This is a genomic window from Legionella clemsonensis (assembly GCF_002240035.1).
Taxonomy (GTDB): domain Bacteria; phylum Pseudomonadota; class Gammaproteobacteria; order Legionellales; family Legionellaceae; genus Tatlockia; species Tatlockia clemsonensis.
In genome coordinates this window covers 373,624-392,206 of sequence record NZ_CP016397.1, presented here as the reverse complement: position 1 = coordinate 392,206, position 18,583 = coordinate 373,624, and the positions used below count along the sequence as shown (strand labels likewise).

Below are 18,583 nucleotides of genomic sequence, written 5' to 3'. Positions count from 1 at the left end.
CTTATTGCCCCCACAAAATTATTAAGCCCCAAACAAATTGGCCCAGCAGCCACAAAAGAACACCCATCTGCACGGTGAGTCTTATCGCTGTACATTTAATGTAGTCAGTGGTTACAGTCCAAATTCCTACCCAAGCGTGCAAGGAAATGGCAAATAAAGCAATGAGGCTTGCCACTTTAAAGCCAAGGTGATGAAACAGGCTGTGCCATTGTGCATAATTTAGCTGTGGATGAAAAAGCAAATAGCCCAGCAAAAACAGGGAGTAAAAGGCAAAATAAACGGAGGTAACTCGCTGAATTAACCAATCCTTTAAACCATTCCCAGTTAAACTTGTAATATTGGTTACCATATCCAGATTCCTAGAAGAAGAGTCAATATTATTGACAAAACAATCACGATAATAGCACTGCGGCGGCCCGATTTAAGTTGTTCCCCATAGCCTAAATCCATAAGTAAATGGCGAATACCTGCTAACAGATGATAGACAAGTGCGGCACCGAATGCCCACAATACAAGTTTGTGAAAGGGATGAGCGAGCTTTTGTTGCAATTCTATAAAAGAATTTTCACTCTGAAGTGACAACGCCAGAAAATAAAGCATCGCAGGCATTAACAAGAACAGGACAACACCTGAGATTCGATGCAAAATCGAAGCAATGGCCATGGGGGGAAATTTCATTGTTCCCAAATCAAGATTTATTGGTCTTTTTTGATTCACAGTCAAAATCTTCCTTAAAAAGAAATGCTAATCAATATAGCATAATCACTCTTTATCAGTCATAGTCAAATTTACTTAAACCTGCTTATAAGTTTTATCTAATTATCTATTAGAACGCCTCAGGCGCAAGTTCAAATTAAAATTCATGCCACACAGCACAGTATTTAGTAGGCTTGGATGCAATTTGAATTGCAAAATATATCCAAAAAGGAAAAAAAACGATGCCGGTGTTCCATGAGTTGAAACCTGCGCAGTATATCATTCTATATTTTTTGCGCAAAGTTTCAGCCTTGTTCTGAGCCTAAAGTTTTCGCCATCTTTTAATTACCATACTATGCTTTTAATAAAAGCCTATAGGAAATTAGCTATGCTGATTAAGCGCACTATCTACAATCAACGATTGGAATGTGCCGGCATTGAAATTATTGCTAACAAACAAGCAAAGGAACATAGTGAACTTTTTGAGCATTTTGCAACCATTCAACGAAATACCGCAAAATATCTTCCCTTATTCATTCCCTATGCACTTCGATTTTTAATTGAAAAAGCAGAATCTCCCATCGAGCAGCCTATTGTCCTCAAACTTCATGCGGGCGATATTAATCATAGCTGCCCACGTGAAGAGTTAGAATCCTCCCCGCATCGTCTGGCTTTATTAATTGATAGTCCACAGCAGCTCGCATGGTTAAATTTTGCAGAGTACATTGCTTTAAGTGAACATTTAATGACAGCAGCCAACGTTTCCAAAGTCGTCAAATACAGTCAGGAGAGACAGCGAAAAGTAATTGCTTATGATCTCAGTCATCCCAATAGCTTTGAACGTTCCAAAGCAATGGGGATGGATTTTTATTGCGGCGATTTTCTTTTCCATCCACAAGCACCTGAAAAGACAGAGATTGCAGCGAATAAATTAAATTTGCTGGAACTAATCACAAAATTGCAAGAACAAGACATTAACATGGAGATGGTCATTGAACTGATTCAAACCGATCCCATGCTAAGTTATCAATTACTTAAAGTAGCCAATTCCGTTGCTTTTTCTGGATATCAAGACATTGAATCTATCCAGCAAGCCGTTGTACGGCTAGGTATTTGTAACTTAAAAAACTGGGTGATGGTGTTATCTATGACCAATGTCTCCAATAAACCGCTGGAGATAGTTGAATCGGGTTTAATTCGCGCCCATATGGCACAAAAGTTGGCTGAGACCCAACCTGATCTTTGTGCGCAAAGTGCTTATACAGCTGGGTTACTTTCAGTGTTAGACAGTCTAATGGACAGTCCTTTGGAAAATTTGATTGACAAAATTACCCTGGCAAACGACATTAAACTAGCCTTACTATCTCGGAAAGGGCCTTTTGGCAAAATTCTTGATATTGTTATTGCTTATGAGGAAGGACACTGGGAAAATTTGACGGAGACAGAATACTTTGGGCTGGACTTAAGTACAGTCTATATTGAGTGTCTGGAACAGGTTTCTTTAGGAACAAAAGCCATGAGCGGACAAAAATAGTGATGTTATTCCGATATATTGCTGCACAAATTTATGATAGCTTTATCCTTACTGCCTTATCTTTTGGCTTTACCGCCATTTGCCTTTTAACGACTCATGGCATGGCGATTGCGCCAGCAACAAAGTGGTATCAATACAGTCTGTTGACACTCTTTATTGGTTATTATTTAACTTCTATTAGGCATGGAGGCCAGACCATCGGAATGCGAGCCTGGCGCTTACAGCTCATTTCTGACAATGGCAAGCTAAATTGGTGGCAAGCTGCAGGACGTTTAATTTTAGTCTTACCAGCACTGGCAGGTGGTTTACTTCGTTTTCGTAATCCTCAACAGCTCCTTTATCGTTGGACAAAAACGCGGTTGCAATTGATTTCTTTATAAGTAGTTATAGGATTGATCAGACAAAACAGGAAAATTCTCTAAAACTTGTGTCTGTAATTTTTCCTTGGTTAGTTGCTCCACAATGGTCTTAACCAAAGGTGCTATTTCATGAGGCACAGAATTAAGTGTTTCTCTTAGCTCAAATTGCTGCGGTGAAAAAAATGCTTGCCAATTCCTTTTTTCAAAACACAGAAGTAACCATTTTAATGCTTTTTGTGTTAATACTGGGGTAAAAAACAAGGAGCTTTGTCGAGTTTCAGTGAGTGGTCGTAAACAAAGTTTTACCAAATCATTAAGTACAGCGTTATTCGCGTTACCCAGCTTGTAAAGTTGATGCTTTTCTTCTACAGTCATCAAACCAATCAAGCGATGTTGCAAATTTTCGTCCAGTGAGAAAAATAATTGTTGCATCGTTTTATCACGCAACCAAAGCGAGTGATTAGCAGCAATCATCATGCGTAACAAATAGAAATTTGTTTCTTCATTTCTTTCACTAAATAAACACCATTGCCGCAATGCCGTAAAAAATTCTAATACCGCATCAGGCGCTGGTCGCTGTTCTTTTTCTCTGGCAACCATCTTCAGGACGAAATCTTTCAGTAACTGGCAAATAAAAGCATTGGGTTTATCGTGGGTAAAATGACTAAATAATCCTTCGGTATTGTAGCCTATCTCTGCATAATGCCTTACTAGAAGTCTGAAATCGATAAAAGGGTTAGCATCCCGAAAGGCTAGGATGTCCTTGAAAGGGTTTTTGGCTCCCAAAATACTTAACAAAAGGGGACCCAAAGCATAAAAATCACTGGCTTCAGAATAGTGGCCGTCAAGGATTTCCTGCGCAAAATGTTCAGGAGTTCCTTGAATTATTTGTGGCATAGCAAGTATAGGCTTGCTGTAGTCATCATCAAGATAGAAAACCTCAATTTTTACTTTAACAGAACCCTTGTCCGATGCCCCCTCTTTTAATAATTTAATTTTTAAATTTGTTCCTTTAATATCACCATGAACAACAGAAGGGCCGCTTGTATTGTTATAATGCAATTGATTTAAGGCAATGATCAGTTGCCATATAGTATCAACCGCCTGGAAAAAGGTTAAATGTTTAAGTTGTGGGTTATCATCACTGTCAGGATTAATATGAAAGCCATCAATAAATTTCATAATTAATACTGCTCTGCCTTCTACTTCAATAAGTGAAGAAGCACGCTCTATAATTCGATAAGGAGATGGGGCGTGACCGGGTTTGTAAATTTTAATAGCGACAGGACTATTCTCCTGAACAATGACATCCTCTCTGCCAATGGATGAAGGACTGGTTATCTTTTGCGATATTTTCAGGTCACACTGATAACCTTTGTATACGTCTGCTGACGAACCTTGCCCCAGCATCTCTGAAAAATCACTAAAAAAATAAAGAATGCTTCCATCTCGTTGAACGACAGGAAAAAGACGAGGAGAACTCCCTTCCTTATTATTTTGAATGTCTCCCATAGCGCAATGTCTCTATCACTCCTGGTTAGTGGACACTTATTATACCATCCTTTTGAACAAAAATAAGACAGAACTGTAAATTTTTTAATTACCCTCTACTATTAAATGAATAAACGATAACTATTATAAGGAAAATAATTTTTCGAGTTTTTCATTAATTTTACAAAAAGATTAATTTTTGCTTAACTTTAAAGAGTTAACGTATTCTTATGAATCCCAAAATCGATGAGTACATTGCTTATTAATCCGGTGTCTTATCGAGTAAGGAAAATGCAATGGAAACCTCATATGAAACAGAGAAGAACCTACGAAAAGACAAGATAAATCGTATTCTTGAAAACTATCTTAAAGAAAAATTTAGCGATTATAATCCCTTTTGGTTAAACACACCTGAAAATTATCAACCGCTTGCCGACGCAATAGGTTTCTTTTATGACCTTGATGATGAAAATCTTGCTGTCACTGCTATTGGCAGTGAAAATCAGACAACCCGAGAAACGCATCAGCCTCATTTTGTCAAACTGGCTGCATTGCTTGATAAATTTGTCGTTTTTTCGCAAGACACGCCCCCAATAGCCCAGACTTTTAATGCGAAAGAGGCTCATCTTATAGGAATTCAGCTTAAACAAAATATGGCAAATCGTTCATTACGTGATTTGCATGCCCAGGCAAACAATTTAGGAATTGCCGAAAAATTGCTCACCGAAGAATTGGGCCCAAGCGAATGGTTAAATGAAGTTGATTTAGAGCGCGCGCTTATCAAGCTTGGCGTTAAAGACAGGGTTCATATTACCCGCTTAAATGCTGAAGACATAGGGATGATTTTACATTTTGAACGAGAAAAACGTGGTGCAAACTTGGCACCCTACTCTATCCCCTTATTGATTAATGGTGGCAACAATCATGCTTTAGGAGCACAGGGATCGCACTGGACTGAGGCCTTGATTCAGGTTGATCCAGCGGCCGGCATCATAAGGGTGGATTATCGTGATTCTATGCAAGCAGAAGAAGCGGTTCAAGCTGTTCTAACTGATGCAATTCATTACAATACGACTTCTATTGTTGATGGTACTACAAAGCCATACACTGCATTTCCTGGCGTTACCGGAAGAAATTTAGATATTCGTATTCACTCTGACAACGCTCAACTAGACTCCTGGAGTTGCGGCTATAGAGCCTTATATAATTTGCTAACCCATGCACAGTTTCCTGCTCCAGCTTTAGTCACACCTGCATGGACAGCATTTACCACCGTAGTTTATGAATCGGCTCCCTTGCGTAATGCTATCTATCATTTGCTATTGGGAGGTTTACAAATTAATGAGGAGTTTTTCAGAACGATGCAACTTAATAAAAATGCATTTCATTCTCTAAGTGAAGGTACAAGTTACGGGATAGATAACGACTTTGCAGAACAATATATTAAATTTTTGTCTACGAAATCCACATCGGTGGTTAGTAGTGAACAGTTTGCAAAAGAATGTGAGACTATTTTTAAAGCGCTCGCCAAAATACAATTTGACCCAGAACCTAAAAAAATTATCGACCAGTTACAAGAAAATATAGGCAACATTCAAAAAAGCACCCTATCGTCTGATGCTAAAATTTTTATGCTGCTTGATACACTTAAAGCCACCTATGGAACTTTACTTAGTGTCCGAAATTCAGGAAGCCAATTGGCCAAAATTGGTAAATTTTGCGAAGAACAGCTTGGCGTAAAATTAAGCAAAGGCTCAGGGTATCATTTAAAAGAGGACGGTTTATTTTTACGAATGGCGGCACAACTTGGTAAAAAGACAACAGCAACCATCCTCCCTTCGCCCATCACTGTAGCGACAGAGCCCATGAAAATTTCTATCAGTACTCCGGTAGTAGGCTCGCCAAAAATAGAATCAGCTAAAATTAGTCCCTCTATCAATAGCATTGACACAAAAACGGATCCCACTCAACCCAAGTTACTTGCCAAACAAAATTTAAACCGCATTGGTACCATGTTTAATCCCACGCAATTCTGCTACGGTAATAAACCCAGTGGAGTGGAACCTGGATTTAGAGCTATTGATTTAGACCATGCGTTCTTCGAACAACTCAAAAAGTTTACTTCTCCCACAGGACTGAACAGTACCGAAGTTAATGCTTATAAAATTTTATTAACTACCCTCACAAAAATAGATTCAGAAATCCCTGGAGAAGCAGCGTTAAAACAAAAACAGATTGCTTTTGCCACCTTCATTAACACGATTACGCCACGACCCTATGATGCTAAAAGTCCATCTCCTGTCATTGCTTCCCTTTGTGAGCAAATCAAAGAAGCGGTCAAAGAGAACAAACAATTAAGCGCCTGGCTCTATAAACTTGATTATGCTGAAAAAGGAGCAGCCAAGGAGCGCGTCAAAGCAAACAAGGAAGCACTTCGTGAATATGTAGGTACCCATTTAGCCAGAATATTCAGTGATAAGAATCAAAATCAAAATATTGTTTGGCTAAAAGGCCCTCAAGGCCCTCATGCTTTATTGGCCTGCGGTTGGAAAAATGGCCTGAGAGAATTAACTGATTTTCTTTATGGCGGAGGAGAACCAGACTATAACGGTATTTTAGTTGAAAACCCCAAAGCTTCTATAAAACACGGTAAACCTATACCAGGTTTAGGCCGCAACCTGATTTTCTGTCTTGCCATTGGTGATAGAGACGGCATAGGAAAAGACGGTCAAAACAAAGGGTTTGCCGATGGCTATTTTTATGGTTTTGATTATGGAAAACCCTATGAAGGAGATGGCGTTTGCGGAACACTTCGTGATGACTTCACATTTACCAACCCGGGAGCCAGTGTCCCAGGCCTATTTAGAGGCTCAAGCCCGCTAGGCTTGGCGCGCCATATTATGTACCGCAATTACAGTATTTTTTATGATACAGCAATGTCCGAAAGAATGATTGGCGTACATCTTTTAAGAAAAATGATAACGGGTGAAAATCCCAGTGAAGATGTGATGAAAAGTTATCCTGGATTAACCCATGAATTATATCGCATCCAAACCAACACACCTACAGCAGAAAGCTTGTTATTTCGTTTGACTCAAATTAGAAGTCAATGCAGAGAAGGCAGTCCTCTGCAACAGTTAACAAATGAACTGTTACTTAACATTAGTACAGGTAAATTGCAGACGTTTGATTTGTATTTCACAGAAATAAAAATAAATTTGCTTGAGGCTGCTTTAAAAACAGCAATGCCCTATGACGAATTAGTAACTTATTTAAAGTTACTTGACAAGTGGTCAGCAAAAGCTGCGGTAAGTAATAGACAGATTTTAAAGGCTTTCGAACAGCGTTTATCATTAACCGCGGATGAAGTTACTTTCTTAGACCAATTAGAAAAAGTTGTTTCACCAACCGTTGTCATGTCTTCTGATGGGAAAGCCTTTCTTAATCAGATGCAAATTACAAAACCCGAAGAACGTATTCCTTTTCAATTAGTAAAAGAGTTAAACGGCAGTTATACATTAACTACCCCTAATAAAGCCGTTAGGGAATTATTGGCAAGCAAATTTTCATTGAAATTTACTATTACGGAGAAAGGTTTAAGTTGTAATTTTTCACCCCAGGTTCTAAAAAAATTGATGAAAGAAGTGGAGCGTCAGTATGACAATAAACGACAAAGCGCATTAGCAAAACCTGTTTTCCTTCTTGAAACCCTACCTAATTTGAAGTCCAGCTATCAAAATGAAACTTTAAAACAATTAAAGGCACTGCTTAAGGGTGAAACACCTCAGTTAACAGGCAAAATCGAATATTACTGGGAGGCAGAAACACATGCCTTATCACTCCGCTTAACTGTTCAAACAGAAGCGCAGGCAAAGTTGGTTCAAGAAATTTTTGCACTCGCTAAATTACCTGCTGCTAATAGCCCGATGATTATCAATATTCCTGTTACAAAACTTAAAGCCCTGCAACAAACTATTAATACGATTAACCAAAGGGAGCTAAATCCTTCCGCTTTACCAGCCAAATCAAAATGGGAAAAATTACATGCCTCTAACCGTGAAGAAAGTGCCACTGTTCTTGAGGAAAATACGCGTTCTACTGAGCTAACCCAGCAAAGCAGCCGTTTAATTAATCGTTTTACCAGCATGACTGAATTAACCCCTAAATTATTAAGCTTACTAACCAATGCAATTTTAGAGATGTCATTGACTGAACTGTCGGAAGTAATGAAGTATAGCGATGAGACTTTAAGAGATAAGAATAATATTTTGCATATCATCAATGATGAATTGGATCAGATTACAGAGGTCACGGAAGGAATTGAGTTGCAAAGTGTTGATAGACGAAATGTAGACGCAACTCCGGATCAGCCTGATCAATTTACTATTTAAGTTTTATACCGCAATTATTGCTGGATAGGCAATGCATGAGCTAAAAATAAATTTTGTTAGCGCGATAAACCTGGCGCATGCGCATGAGGTTGACGAAAGCTTTCTCGAGGAGCCTCTGAGGGATAACCATAGCCTTTATCTGCAAGACGTTTTACAGACTGCAAGTAACGTTCCCCCCAAGCACCTGGATCAAAGTTAGTAACGACAACGTTGTAGTTTAAGTTAATAATTGACTCAAACGCCTTACGTTGTGCCAATTCATGACCACCAAAAGCAACTTGCACTTCCGTTTCCTGACTAATCCCACCACTCTTTAAGCGCTCCACCAGTAAATAAATCATCTTTTCAATGGTATAGTACAGCTTGCAGTTAGACATGCCAGCCATATACATCTCAGTACTTTTTGAAGTGGTTAACTTAAAACCGTGATCATGAATTGCATAGACAAATTCAAATTCATTAGTGCCCGGTATTAACTCAGGATTAATAACTACGGGGGGGGCTATTGCATGAATAGTAGGAGTAACAATAAAAAGCTCAAAATTAGACCATCTCCACCATAGCTGGTAGACTTGCTCAATCAATACAACAGGATCAGATTCACTCTCCTCCAAAATCTTTCGACCTTCTTCTGCTAGTTTGGCATACTCTTCTGAGGATAATTCTGTTGCCATTTCATCTACCTAATATGACTAATACCCCTATCTTAGCTCAAAATAGCTGACTGAGCACACTCAAAAAGCCGTTAAAAATGTAAAATAAGTGTTATTTTTCACCAGAATTGTATTGATAATACACTACTGGCTGAATCTTGCATTTAAAACAACGTGTTTGACAGGGCGCTTTCTCCTGACAGCAAGCGATTATACCTTTACGAAGCCAAATCTCCAGCATAGGTTGCAGAGTGTCCAGATCCAGTCTGAATTCGCGCGCGATTTGCTGATTACTAACAGTTTTTTTTCGTTGTATAAACTCACGAATTTGTAGCAGCACCTTCGCCTCCCAAAGAGAATCGTTGCATCATTACCCATAGAACAAAAAATACTGCCAAAATCAGTGAAACCCATCCTAATGATTGTTGTGGATGAGCACTATAAGTAGCCAACTGATAAATTAAAACAGCACTCACATAAGCGACAATAAACGACCAGACTATAGAAAACCACATGTATTTGTGATTGGCCTCCTGGCGAATAACCGCCATGGTAGAAACACAAGGCACATAAAGTAAAATAAATACCAGATAAGCATAAGCCCCTGCTTTACCATCAAAGCGCGCTACCATCATCCCATAAACCGATTGGGAAACTTCACTATCAGGGGCATTGGCCACCAAAGGATTGAAAAGAGCGGAACCTAATTCACCTAAATTTTGCGGAATAGACCAAAAAGCGTTTGATAGTGAGCCCCAAAAATCAAAATGGACTACGGAAATTTGTCCTAAATGTCCGAGTTGAGCATATAGCGAATTTAAAGAACCAACTACTACTTCTTTTGCCAACATACCCGTTAGTAACCCTACAGTAGCCGGCCAATTGTCTTGATGTAATCCCATCGGCGCAAACAACGGGGTTAGCCATTGCCCCAGCAAAGATAAGACTGATTGGCTACTGGCTTCTCCGGTACTAATACCACCATCAAGAGTCATGGCATTTAAGCCGCCAAGGATTATACAAACAGGGATAATTAAACGACCCGCTCGAAGTACAAAATGTCTTAATCGCCATGAAGTCTCTTTAAGTAAACGCTTCAGCGTTGGTCTATGATAAGCTGGTAACTCAAGAATTAAAGGAGAGGCCTGGCCTCGTAACGTTGTGTGTCGTAGAATAAATCCCGTCAATACCGCCATTAAAATACCTAGCAGATAAAGCGAAAACACGACATTCTGTCCCCCAGCCGGGAAAAAAGCAGCGACAAATACCGCATAGATTGCCAGACGCGCACTGCAAGACATAAAGGGACTCATCATTACCGTTAACAGTCTATCTCTTTCAGAATCTAAAGTACGGGCCGCCATAATGGCAGGGACATTACAGCCAAAACCGACTATCATGGGGACAAAGGATTTACCCGGCAAACCTAAGGCACGCATAATCCTATCAACGACAAAAGCCGCGCGCGCCATATAACCGGAAGCCTCCAGCAAGGAGAGAAAGAAGAACATCGCAGCAATAACAGGAATAAATGTTAATGTGGTATTAATTCCTTTTCCTGCGCCATTTGCAATTAACGCAATTAACCAATTAGGCATGTGCAGCTGCTGTAGTAGCCAGGCGCTCCCCTGAACAAAAATAGTATCCGTAGTAATATCAAAAAAATCCTGAAAGGCACCGCCGATATTAATGGCAAACAAAAACATCAGGTACATCATGGCTAAGAATAGAGGGATAGCAACATAGCGATGCAAAATAAAGCGATCAAGCTTCGCCGTAAAATGCTCACTGGCATCACTCTGTTTTTTTTGCACTTCCAAAACGATCTCATGAATTTTTTGATAGCGAGCATCGGCCAAAGCAATATCCAGATCAACTGCGTTATCAGTGATTGAGAGGGTGACTGATTTATTCCCTAACAAACAAGTGTCACCCTCCAGGATACGGCGTGCGTAATAGCCAACCAAGGAGGGAGTAATGTTTGCGGGGTGTAACTGTTGTTCAATTTCTACCAAAGCATTTTCTATTTCTCTCGACAATGTCATATTAAGTGGCCTTGCTGCCGCAGGTAGATGACCAAGAGCGTCATGTAATGCATTTAGGCCTATTTTTTTATGAGCCTGAATTGGCAGAACAGGACAACCCAATTGTTTTTCCAAGTCTTGAACATCAATTTTTATCCCACGCTGAATGGCAATATCCATCATATTTAACACAATAATGACAGGTTTGTTTAACTCCAAAATTTGGCTGGTTAAATAAAGATGACGCTCAAGGTGGCAAGCATCTATCACATTAACAATGACATCAGTCTTTAAGGTTATTAAGGCATTGGCAGCAATTCGCTCGTCTTGGCTTGACGTGCTGGAGGAACTTAATGAGTAAATACCCGGTAAATCGGTAAGTTGATAAGTGCAATTATTAAAATCATAAGTCCCTATTTTCTGCTCTACAGTAACACCCGGCCAATTACCGACGCGCTGATTAGCCCCAGTCAAGGCATTAAATAATGTTGTTTTCCCACAGTTTGGATTACCAATGAGCAGAATATGTGTCATAGGCGCTCCCAAATCAATTCCGCCGCTTCTTCTTTGCGCAATGTTAAAGAGGTACCCCGAACTTCAACCTGTACAGGACAACCCAAAGGCGCTACTCTAACCACTGAAATTTCTATTCCTCGAGTTATTCCCAAAGAGAGTAAACGCCTTCTGTATTGCACATCAGTAAGACCAAAATCAATCAGGCGAACACGGTCACCTTTTACAAGCTCGGTAATACGCATACTTTTACTTTTAAAGCAACGAAAGTTCAAAGTGTAACACAAATGATATCGAGAATCATTCTCAATTTAGAAAAAAAATATTCATTTTAGCACATACCATTATTGTCGATTGACGGGATATCCTGCTTGGTTCCAGGCACTAATACCACCCTCCAAAGTAAAAACTTCAAGATTGGGATTGGCAGCTACCAGCTTTTCGCAAGCACTTAAGCTACGTTTTCCAGCTTTACAATGAAAAACAAGCTTTTTATTCTCAGTATCAGGTAACGTTTCTGTTGAAAGCACATTCAATGGCATAGAAATCGCACCTGGAATATTTTCAGCAGCATGCTCTTCCGGATCACGGACATCAACGAGTAATGCTTCTTTTTTTTCAAGCCAAGTCTTTAAAGTAGCCGCATCAATTTTTTTATGGTCATTTTTAATTCTCCATGTCAATAAATCAGGCCAGCGAACAGGAAATTTCATTTTCACTTAATGTCCAATCATGTTACAATTTGCCTCATAGGCAAAAACTCTAACGATATCATGCGCAATTTTTTCAACCCATTTTCAGGAATTATAGAAACCAGAAATACCCCCCACGCACGTACACTGCGCACTTCTTTAAAAACTAAATTTAGCGACGCGTTTTATGCATTTCACGGCACCCTTAATAATGTAGGCAAACCTAATCATGTGGGACTGTTTGATTATGCCACATTATTTATCCCCACCGCTGCTTTTTTATTGTTACAATGGTGTTTAAATAATAAAGAATATAATAGAATTGCATGGCTTTTATTTATACCCTCTGCCGCAATCAATATTCCTATCTACGGCGCAAGACTAGCTTTTTCAGCGCTAGCTACGCTTATTAGTGCACCAGTGACACTAGCAGTTCAAGGTATTGTACATCTTTTCAATAGAGACGTCCGAGAAAAAGCATTGACTATTCAGCTTACAACACCTTTGGGTTACCCTCGAACACTGCGCGAATTTTTGAAACAAAAAGCATTGGATCTTGAAAGTCTGGAGGCTAAAATAGAATCTGTTGATGCTGAAAGAACACAACTCCATATCGTTTTTGCCAAGAAAACTGAAGATAAAAAAACTCATCGTATTACTTATTGGCCCATAGAGGGTTACGGGATTAAATCTGAACCACATCAAAAAAAAGCTGTAGCGGCCTTTTTCAAACTTAACATTGGTCGAATAGAAACACGGTTGGAAGCAGCGAAAGCAAAAATTAATAAACCTGAAGACGCCGATCAAATCTACTCTATTTTTACAGCACCGTAATGTTAGCTTTACAGCGTTTAAATCAAATTTTGCACCACACGGCGTGGGTGTCTTTGCAAATAATCCACTGATTGCATTTCTTGTAAACGACTGCGTGTTCTTTTAAAGGATTGGCTCATTTCACCTTCAATATACAGCTGCTCAATCGGGACGTCAGCCGACATGACAACGCGAATTCCGCGGTCATACATCACATCAATAAAATGCATTAGCAAAATGGCATGGATCGTGTCATTAGCAGTAAGTTGCGGAATATTACTAACAAATACCGTATCAAAACGCTCAGCAATTTCCAAATAATCAAGCTGGCTACGTGGTAGATTACAAATCACATTAAAATCAAACCAAACCGCTGTTTCACTGCATTTTATAAAGGGGATATTGCGCTTTTGGACGGATAGGCTCTCTCTATTTTTCACGGTCTTTGATATCGCCATAAACTGCTCGATTAAACTCGCTTCCGTCGCTGCATTTAAAGGATACAAATAAGCAGTACGTAATGATTCTCTTCCCAAGCGATAATCGCGCTTTTCGCCTAAACAAAGTACTTCACAATGGGTCTTTATAAGTGCAATCGCAGGTAAAAATCGCTCTCGCCGGATCCCATTTAAATAGAGATCATCAGGTTGGGTGTTTGAAGTCGCCACTAAAACAATCCCTTGAGCAAATAAGGCGCGTAGCAATTCCGCCAGTATCATGGCATCAGCTACATCGTGAACTAAAAATTCATCAAAACATAGCAAACGAATTGTTTTTGCTAGCTCTGTCGCGATGCGACGTAAGGGATCTTTTTGACCTTGTAAATGGCGCAACTGCCCATCAACTTGCTGCATAAAGTGATGAAAATGAATGCGTGCTTTGTGCTGCTCCTCAACCTGTTCATAAAATAAATCCATTAAAAAAGTTTTTCCAACCCCGACAGGACCATAGAGATAGAGCCCTATGGGTTGTGGCAATTTTTGTAACCAATTGAACCAGGAACGACGAGGGAGCCGTAATTCGTCACACACACGCTGCATTGATGCCAACACGGTTCGCTGTATAGGGTCATCTTCAATCTCACCTGAAGCAATAATCTCTTCATAGCGCTTTATTAAGGTCATAGCGTCGGCACCTGTGCGCGAACTGCATCAATAATAGCAGCCTTAAGCTCTAACAATTTTCCATGAAAAAAATGCCCTGTTTCTGAAAACTGAATCATCGATAGCGGTGGTGTTTCATTGGTTGCAAAGTTTTCCACCAAGGCTATTGGCACCACATCATCTTCATCCCCTTGCACAATTATCCAAGGATGAGGCGAAGGTTGAAACTCATGATAGTCGTAATGATGCACTGGTGGCGCAATAGTAATTAGTAACTCATGCTGGCATAGGGATGCGGCCCGGTAGGCGACATAAGAACCAAATGAAAAACCTGCAAATAGAATACGCGATGCTGCTCTTTCCTGCTGCCACTGATTTACCAATTGCAACAGGTCTTCACTTTCACCCACCCCATGATCATAAGTTCCCTCTGATTGACCTACGCCGCGAAAATTAAAGCGAATACTGGGAATACCAAGTTCTTTAAATGCTCTTGCCAGTGTGGTGACTACTTTATTATTCATCGTCCCACCCTGCAGCGAATGTGGATGTCCTAAAAAGGCAATAAATGAGTCTTTTATTGATGCAGGAACGGTTAATATACCCTCCATACGACCAGCAGCACCTGTAAAGATAAAAGGATGATCACCAGCACACTGCAATTTTTCGGATAACAACATAAGAAAAATCAATATTTATTTAAAATACTAATGATAACGCATATTGCAATTTCATGCGCGTCCTTTAAGATCAACACAGCACCGACTTTTGCGGTGACTTTTTTACTTAACTTAATTCAGGAGGACTTGATCCATGCGACAGGTACCCATACCCGTATTGCAATTTTCTCGTGTTTTCCTCTTACAATTAGGAGAACCCGTATGAAAATTCACGATTTTAAACGTAAAAAGCAGCAACAATCCAAGATTAGCATGATTACTTGCTATGATTATCCTTCCGCACGTATTGTCGCTGAATCCCATATTGATTGTATTCTCGTAGGTGACTCTGTTGCCATGGCTGTACATGGCTATGACACTACGGTTATGGCCACTATGGAAATGATGACTCTCCACACGAAAGCAGTTGCTCGCGGACTTGGACAGCAATTTTTAATCAGTGATTTACCTTTTTTAGGACATCGTATCTCTAAAGCGGAAACGATTAAAAATGTTAGACAGTTATTGCAGGCAGGTGCACATGCAATAAAAATTGAAGGGGCAGATGCAGATACTTGTGAAACCATTGCTTATTTGGTTAACGCCGGAGTCCCTGTAATAGGTCATATTGGTTTAACACCACAATCCATTCATCAACTTGGCGGTTATAAGGTTCAGGGTAAAAATGAGGAACAAGCTCTTGCACTAATGGAGCAGGCAATTCAATTAGAGGCCTGTGGTTGTTTTGCAGTTGTTATTGAATGTGTGCCACAACAATTGGCAACTACCATTACGCAACGACTCACTATTCCCACAATTGGTATTGGTGCGGGTGCGGGTACTGATGGCCAAGTTTTGGTTTGGCATGATCTTTTAGGGTTACAAACTGAATTTAAACCACGATTCTTAAAGCAATACGCCCAAACCAAAGACATCATATTAGCAGCGCTCAATGATTATGCCCAACAAGTACAGCAATCGCAGTTCCCTGCTGCCGAACATGCATTTTAGACTGTAATTTATCATTAGCCGCTACAGCTTTTTCTCTTCAACTTAAGAGAAAAAGCTACTGCGACTTAAGGAGCATTCATGCAAATTTTTCACGATATGAAGGAATGGTTAGCCTTTCGCCGTTCACTATCTCCCCATTTATCCCTGGGCTTTGTGCCAACCATGGGAAATTTACATGCCGGCCATGCTTCTTTATTTGAAAAAAGCAAACAAGAGAATCACTATACCATTGCCAGTATTTTTGTGAATCCCACTCAATTTAATCGTACTGAGGATTTTACCCATTACCCACGAACGCTAGAGAATGATTTTAGCCTCCTAAAAGAATTGCAGGTTGACCATTGTCTGATTCCTACAGAAAAAGCCATGTATCAAGATAACTATCGCTTTCAAATCCAGGAAACTGAACTCTGTCAGTTGATGGAAGGAAAGCATCGCCCGGGACATTTTACAGGCGTTCTTACTGTTGTTATGAAACTGCTTAATTTAGTGAAGCCACATTTTGCATACTTCGGTGAAAAAGATTATCAACAATATCTATTGATTCGAGAAATGGTCGATGCCTTTTTCATGGAGATTGAGATTGAGGCTTGCCCCACCATTCGGGAAAAAAGTGGTCTAGCCTTTAGCTCTCGTAATAATCGCTTAACTGCACAGCAACGACTGGAAGCTGAAACCTTTGCCAGTATTTTCCATCAACATAAATCTTGTGAACTCATTGCAGAGGAATTAAAGCAAAAAAATATTGAGGTAGAATACCTTGAGGAATATCAGGGTCGACGTTACGTTGCTGTGACCATTGGCACTATTCGGCTTATTGATAATTATTTACTATCAATTTAATGAGAAAAAAGTCTCGCAAGGAGCACTAGCATTTTTCCTGCCAGGATAAGTAATACCTTTCAGATTGCTCTGCCTCACACCTTGCCAGACGCAATCCTCCCTGCTTAAAGATCGGTATAGGATGAGGGATTAATTCCGACGATATCTGTGTCGGAGATATCCTCCTCATTTTTACCATGTCCTCGAATATTTTCTTGGTTTTTAGTGGCATTAAGCGTTTCTTTTTTAGTTAACACGGGCTCAATAAATTGTTGGACAAAGGTCGACTTATCTACACAGACTTTGGTGTTTTCATTAAAATCGAAGCATTTGAGTTTGCCATTGGTGATTGTACACATGCCGATAATATGACTTGGAGGAATGTGGTTGGGCACAAGGTATTCTTGATCTGTTTTAGCATGCTCACTTTGCGTCAACTCTTGGGCGTTAATTGCCGAATCTGGAGGATAAATGATGTAAACGTAGCGTGTGTCTTGACCAGTACTTTCTTCCGGAAATTTAAGACAAGAAGTGATGTCATCACTAGTGGAAATAAAGATCGTAGGCTGACGACTATTAACATATTTTTCAGCATCGTCGTTAAAATTTACTAACGCGGTAAATCCGGCTTTAAATAAATTTTCAGAAGGCTTCCGTTTTACCAGCTCAGCATGAGTCCCTTCAAATTGGCGGACAGTATTTTTTTCCGGATTTCCTGAAAAGTGGCGGCTATCTCCGCGAAATAATAAAGTGGGTCGAGTTTTGCTACTATATTTTGTTGACATCGGATAATTGCTGAGTGTTATCCCTGAGGCGTAATGAGGATTCTTTTGGATATTTTTACCTTGTAAACGAGCCTGGTTTTCTTCCAAAGTAAAGCTACCAACCACTTGGCGTCCTTCGATTGCCTGAGCAATCAGGCTACTGTCAGGGATTTTACCCAAATAAAATTCATCCGCGGGTATGCGGGTGGCTTGGGGAATATCTAACGCATAAACGTATTTATATTGTTTCGCTTTGGTGAGATCCAGGTGGTGTCGAACAATTAGGTAGCGACTTTGATTATTTTCTGGATTGATATCCAAAGCGCTGCCTTGTCCTTTTAAAGCTAGTTTCTTTCCTGGTGCTTGAAATCCATGGGAAAAGACATGTTCGGGCAGTTCATTGCTGTAGAGGTAAATTAGACTTTTGCTGTTGTCGTTTATACCTAATGCTTTTTTTAATTCTTTTTCAACGGATCTTTGCTGAATGATTTGAGTATTGGGCAAGGATGAGATATTGAGATTATCGCTATACAAATCAATTAATTGATCGCAAATTTGATCAAGCAATTGATTTTGTTCAGCTTCGCTTTTATTGCTCAGTTCAGCCAAAGGCGAAAGTATTTGATAAAAGCGATTGGTAAATGGTTGGCGACGATCATTAAGTTGTTGCAGTATTTTGCTAACGCTACTATGCGAAGTGTTGTCTTCGTTGGTACACTTCTTTGCTATTTGACCAATGTCTTTTAAGAACGGAAGGTAAAAAGACGCGTTGGTAAAATAGGCATTATCTTTGGAAGCAAGCAATAGAATTTTCTGCATCTCTTCAATATGTTTTGGCTGGGTAGATACCCCTATAATCAAAGTTTTTTTAAGGCCTTTCCAAAACACCTTGGCATTTTCAGGTTTAAGAGCTAGGTTTAACAACTGGTTTAATTGATTTAATTTTACCTGATCTATCATAGTTGGCTCCTTGCTCATCACTTTAGTTAAAGTATATACAAGGGATAGGCCTGGTGTGTGCGCCGAGGCGATGTTCGGTCAGTGGTTTGGTATACAAA

At 39.8% G+C, this 18,583-nt stretch carries 17 protein-coding genes; 6 read left to right on the top strand and 11 right to left on the bottom strand.

What is annotated here, in order from left to right; translation table 11 throughout:
- Nucleotide 1: 1 nt before the first annotated feature.
- Nucleotides 2–349 carry a succinate dehydrogenase, hydrophobic membrane anchor protein gene (gene sdhD, locus clem_RS01650; RefSeq protein ID WP_094090022.1) on the bottom strand — a complete coding sequence of 116 codons (348 nt, stop codon included), beginning with the start codon at nt 347–349 and terminating at the stop codon, nt 2–4.
- Nucleotides 343–717 carry a succinate dehydrogenase, cytochrome b556 subunit gene (gene sdhC / locus clem_RS01645; protein ID WP_094090021.1) on the bottom strand — a complete coding sequence of 125 codons (375 nt, stop codon included), beginning with the start codon at nt 715–717 and terminating at the stop codon, nt 343–345. The genes sdhD and sdhC overlap by 7 nt, the downstream gene beginning before the upstream one ends.
- 367 nt (nt 718–1,084) lie before the next feature.
- Here sdhC and clem_RS01640 point away from each other — a divergent pair, with 367 nt between their 5' ends.
- Nucleotides 1,085–2,230 carry an EAL and HDOD domain-containing protein gene (locus tag clem_RS01640; protein ID WP_094090020.1) on the top strand — a complete coding sequence of 382 codons (1,146 nt, stop codon included), beginning with the start codon at nt 1,085–1,087 and terminating at the stop codon, nt 2,228–2,230.
- Between the two features lie 2 nt (nt 2,231–2,232).
- Nucleotides 2,233–2,610 (top strand): RDD family protein, encoded by a 378-nt coding sequence (locus clem_RS01635; protein ID WP_094090019.1) that lies wholly within the window; start codon nt 2,233–2,235, stop codon nt 2,608–2,610.
- Here the strand turns inward: clem_RS01635 and clem_RS01630 are convergent.
- Nucleotides 2,605–4,101, bottom strand: a complete 1,497-nt coding sequence (locus tag clem_RS01630) for a protein kinase domain-containing protein (RefSeq protein ID WP_094090018.1) — start codon at nt 4,099–4,101, stop codon at nt 2,605–2,607. The genes clem_RS01635 and clem_RS01630 overlap by 6 nt on opposite strands.
- A 275-nt stretch (nt 4,102–4,376) precedes the next feature.
- On the opposite strand from clem_RS01630, the gene clem_RS01625 reads away from it, so the two are divergent.
- Nucleotides 4,377–8,471, top strand: a complete 4,095-nt coding sequence (locus clem_RS01625) for a hypothetical protein (RefSeq protein WP_094090017.1) — start codon at nt 4,377–4,379, stop codon at nt 8,469–8,471.
- Nucleotides 8,472–8,527: 56 nt separating this feature from the next.
- Here clem_RS01625 and clem_RS01620 read toward each other — a convergent pair whose 3' ends face one another.
- The 5 genes from clem_RS01620 to clem_RS01600 all read right to left on the bottom strand — a co-directional run bounded on the left by clem_RS01620 (nt 8,528) and on the right by clem_RS01600 (nt 12,374).
- Nucleotides 8,528–9,145 (bottom strand): virulence factor, encoded by a 618-nt coding sequence (locus tag clem_RS01620; protein ID WP_094090016.1) that lies wholly within the window; start codon nt 9,143–9,145, stop codon nt 8,528–8,530.
- 91 nt (nt 9,146–9,236) lie between these two features.
- Nucleotides 9,237–9,464, bottom strand: a complete 228-nt coding sequence (locus clem_RS01615) for a FeoC-like transcriptional regulator (protein ID WP_094090015.1) — start codon at nt 9,462–9,464, stop codon at nt 9,237–9,239.
- Nucleotides 9,445–11,682, bottom strand: coding sequence for a Fe(2+) transporter permease subunit FeoB (feoB, locus tag clem_RS01610; RefSeq protein WP_094090014.1), 2,238 nt, complete (start codon nt 11,680–11,682; stop codon nt 9,445–9,447). Before feoB ends, clem_RS01615 begins: the two co-directional genes overlap by 20 nt.
- Nucleotides 11,679–11,906 carry a FeoA family protein gene (locus clem_RS01605; RefSeq protein WP_094090013.1) on the bottom strand — a complete coding sequence of 76 codons (228 nt, stop codon included), beginning with the start codon at nt 11,904–11,906 and terminating at the stop codon, nt 11,679–11,681. Before clem_RS01605 ends, feoB begins: the two co-directional genes overlap by 4 nt.
- Before the next feature lie 99 nt (nt 11,907–12,005).
- A complete protein-coding gene (locus clem_RS01600; protein ID WP_094090012.1) occupies nt 12,006–12,374 on the bottom strand; it encodes a rhodanese-like domain-containing protein in 369 nt (122 codons plus the stop codon).
- Between the two features lie 60 nt (nt 12,375–12,434).
- Between clem_RS01600 and clem_RS01595 the strand changes: the two genes are divergently transcribed.
- Nucleotides 12,435–13,187 carry a hypothetical protein gene (locus clem_RS01595; RefSeq protein ID WP_157698144.1) on the top strand — a complete coding sequence of 251 codons (753 nt, stop codon included), beginning with the start codon at nt 12,435–12,437 and terminating at the stop codon, nt 13,185–13,187.
- A gap of 17 nt (nt 13,188–13,204) precedes the next feature.
- On the opposite strand, the gene zapE is transcribed toward clem_RS01595, so the two are convergent.
- Together zapE and clem_RS01585 are read right to left on the bottom strand one after the other, a co-directional pair.
- Nucleotides 13,205–14,290 (bottom strand): cell division protein ZapE, encoded by a 1,086-nt coding sequence (gene zapE, locus clem_RS01590; RefSeq protein WP_094090010.1) that lies wholly within the window; start codon nt 14,288–14,290, stop codon nt 13,205–13,207.
- Nucleotides 14,287–14,949, bottom strand: coding sequence for an alpha/beta hydrolase (locus clem_RS01585; protein WP_094090009.1), 663 nt, complete (start codon nt 14,947–14,949; stop codon nt 14,287–14,289). Before clem_RS01585 ends, zapE begins: the two co-directional genes overlap by 4 nt.
- Nucleotides 14,950–15,150: 201 nt before the next feature.
- Here clem_RS01585 and panB point away from each other — a divergent pair, with 201 nt between their 5' ends.
- Both panB and panC read left to right on the top strand, forming a co-directional pair.
- Nucleotides 15,151–15,939, top strand: coding sequence for a 3-methyl-2-oxobutanoate hydroxymethyltransferase (gene panB / locus clem_RS01580; RefSeq protein ID WP_094090008.1), 789 nt, complete (start codon nt 15,151–15,153; stop codon nt 15,937–15,939).
- A gap of 78 nt (nt 15,940–16,017) precedes the next feature.
- A complete protein-coding gene (gene panC / locus clem_RS01575) occupies nt 16,018–16,782 on the top strand; it encodes a pantoate--beta-alanine ligase (protein ID WP_094090007.1) in 765 nt (254 codons plus the stop codon).
- Between the two features lie 104 nt (nt 16,783–16,886).
- Here the strand turns inward: panC and clem_RS01570 are convergent, their stop codons facing one another.
- Nucleotides 16,887–18,485: a hypothetical protein gene (locus tag clem_RS01570; RefSeq protein WP_094090006.1), complete on the bottom strand. Its 1,599-nt coding sequence runs from the start codon at nt 18,483–18,485 to the stop codon at nt 16,887–16,889.
- Between the last annotated feature and the right edge of the window lie 98 nt (nt 18,486–18,583).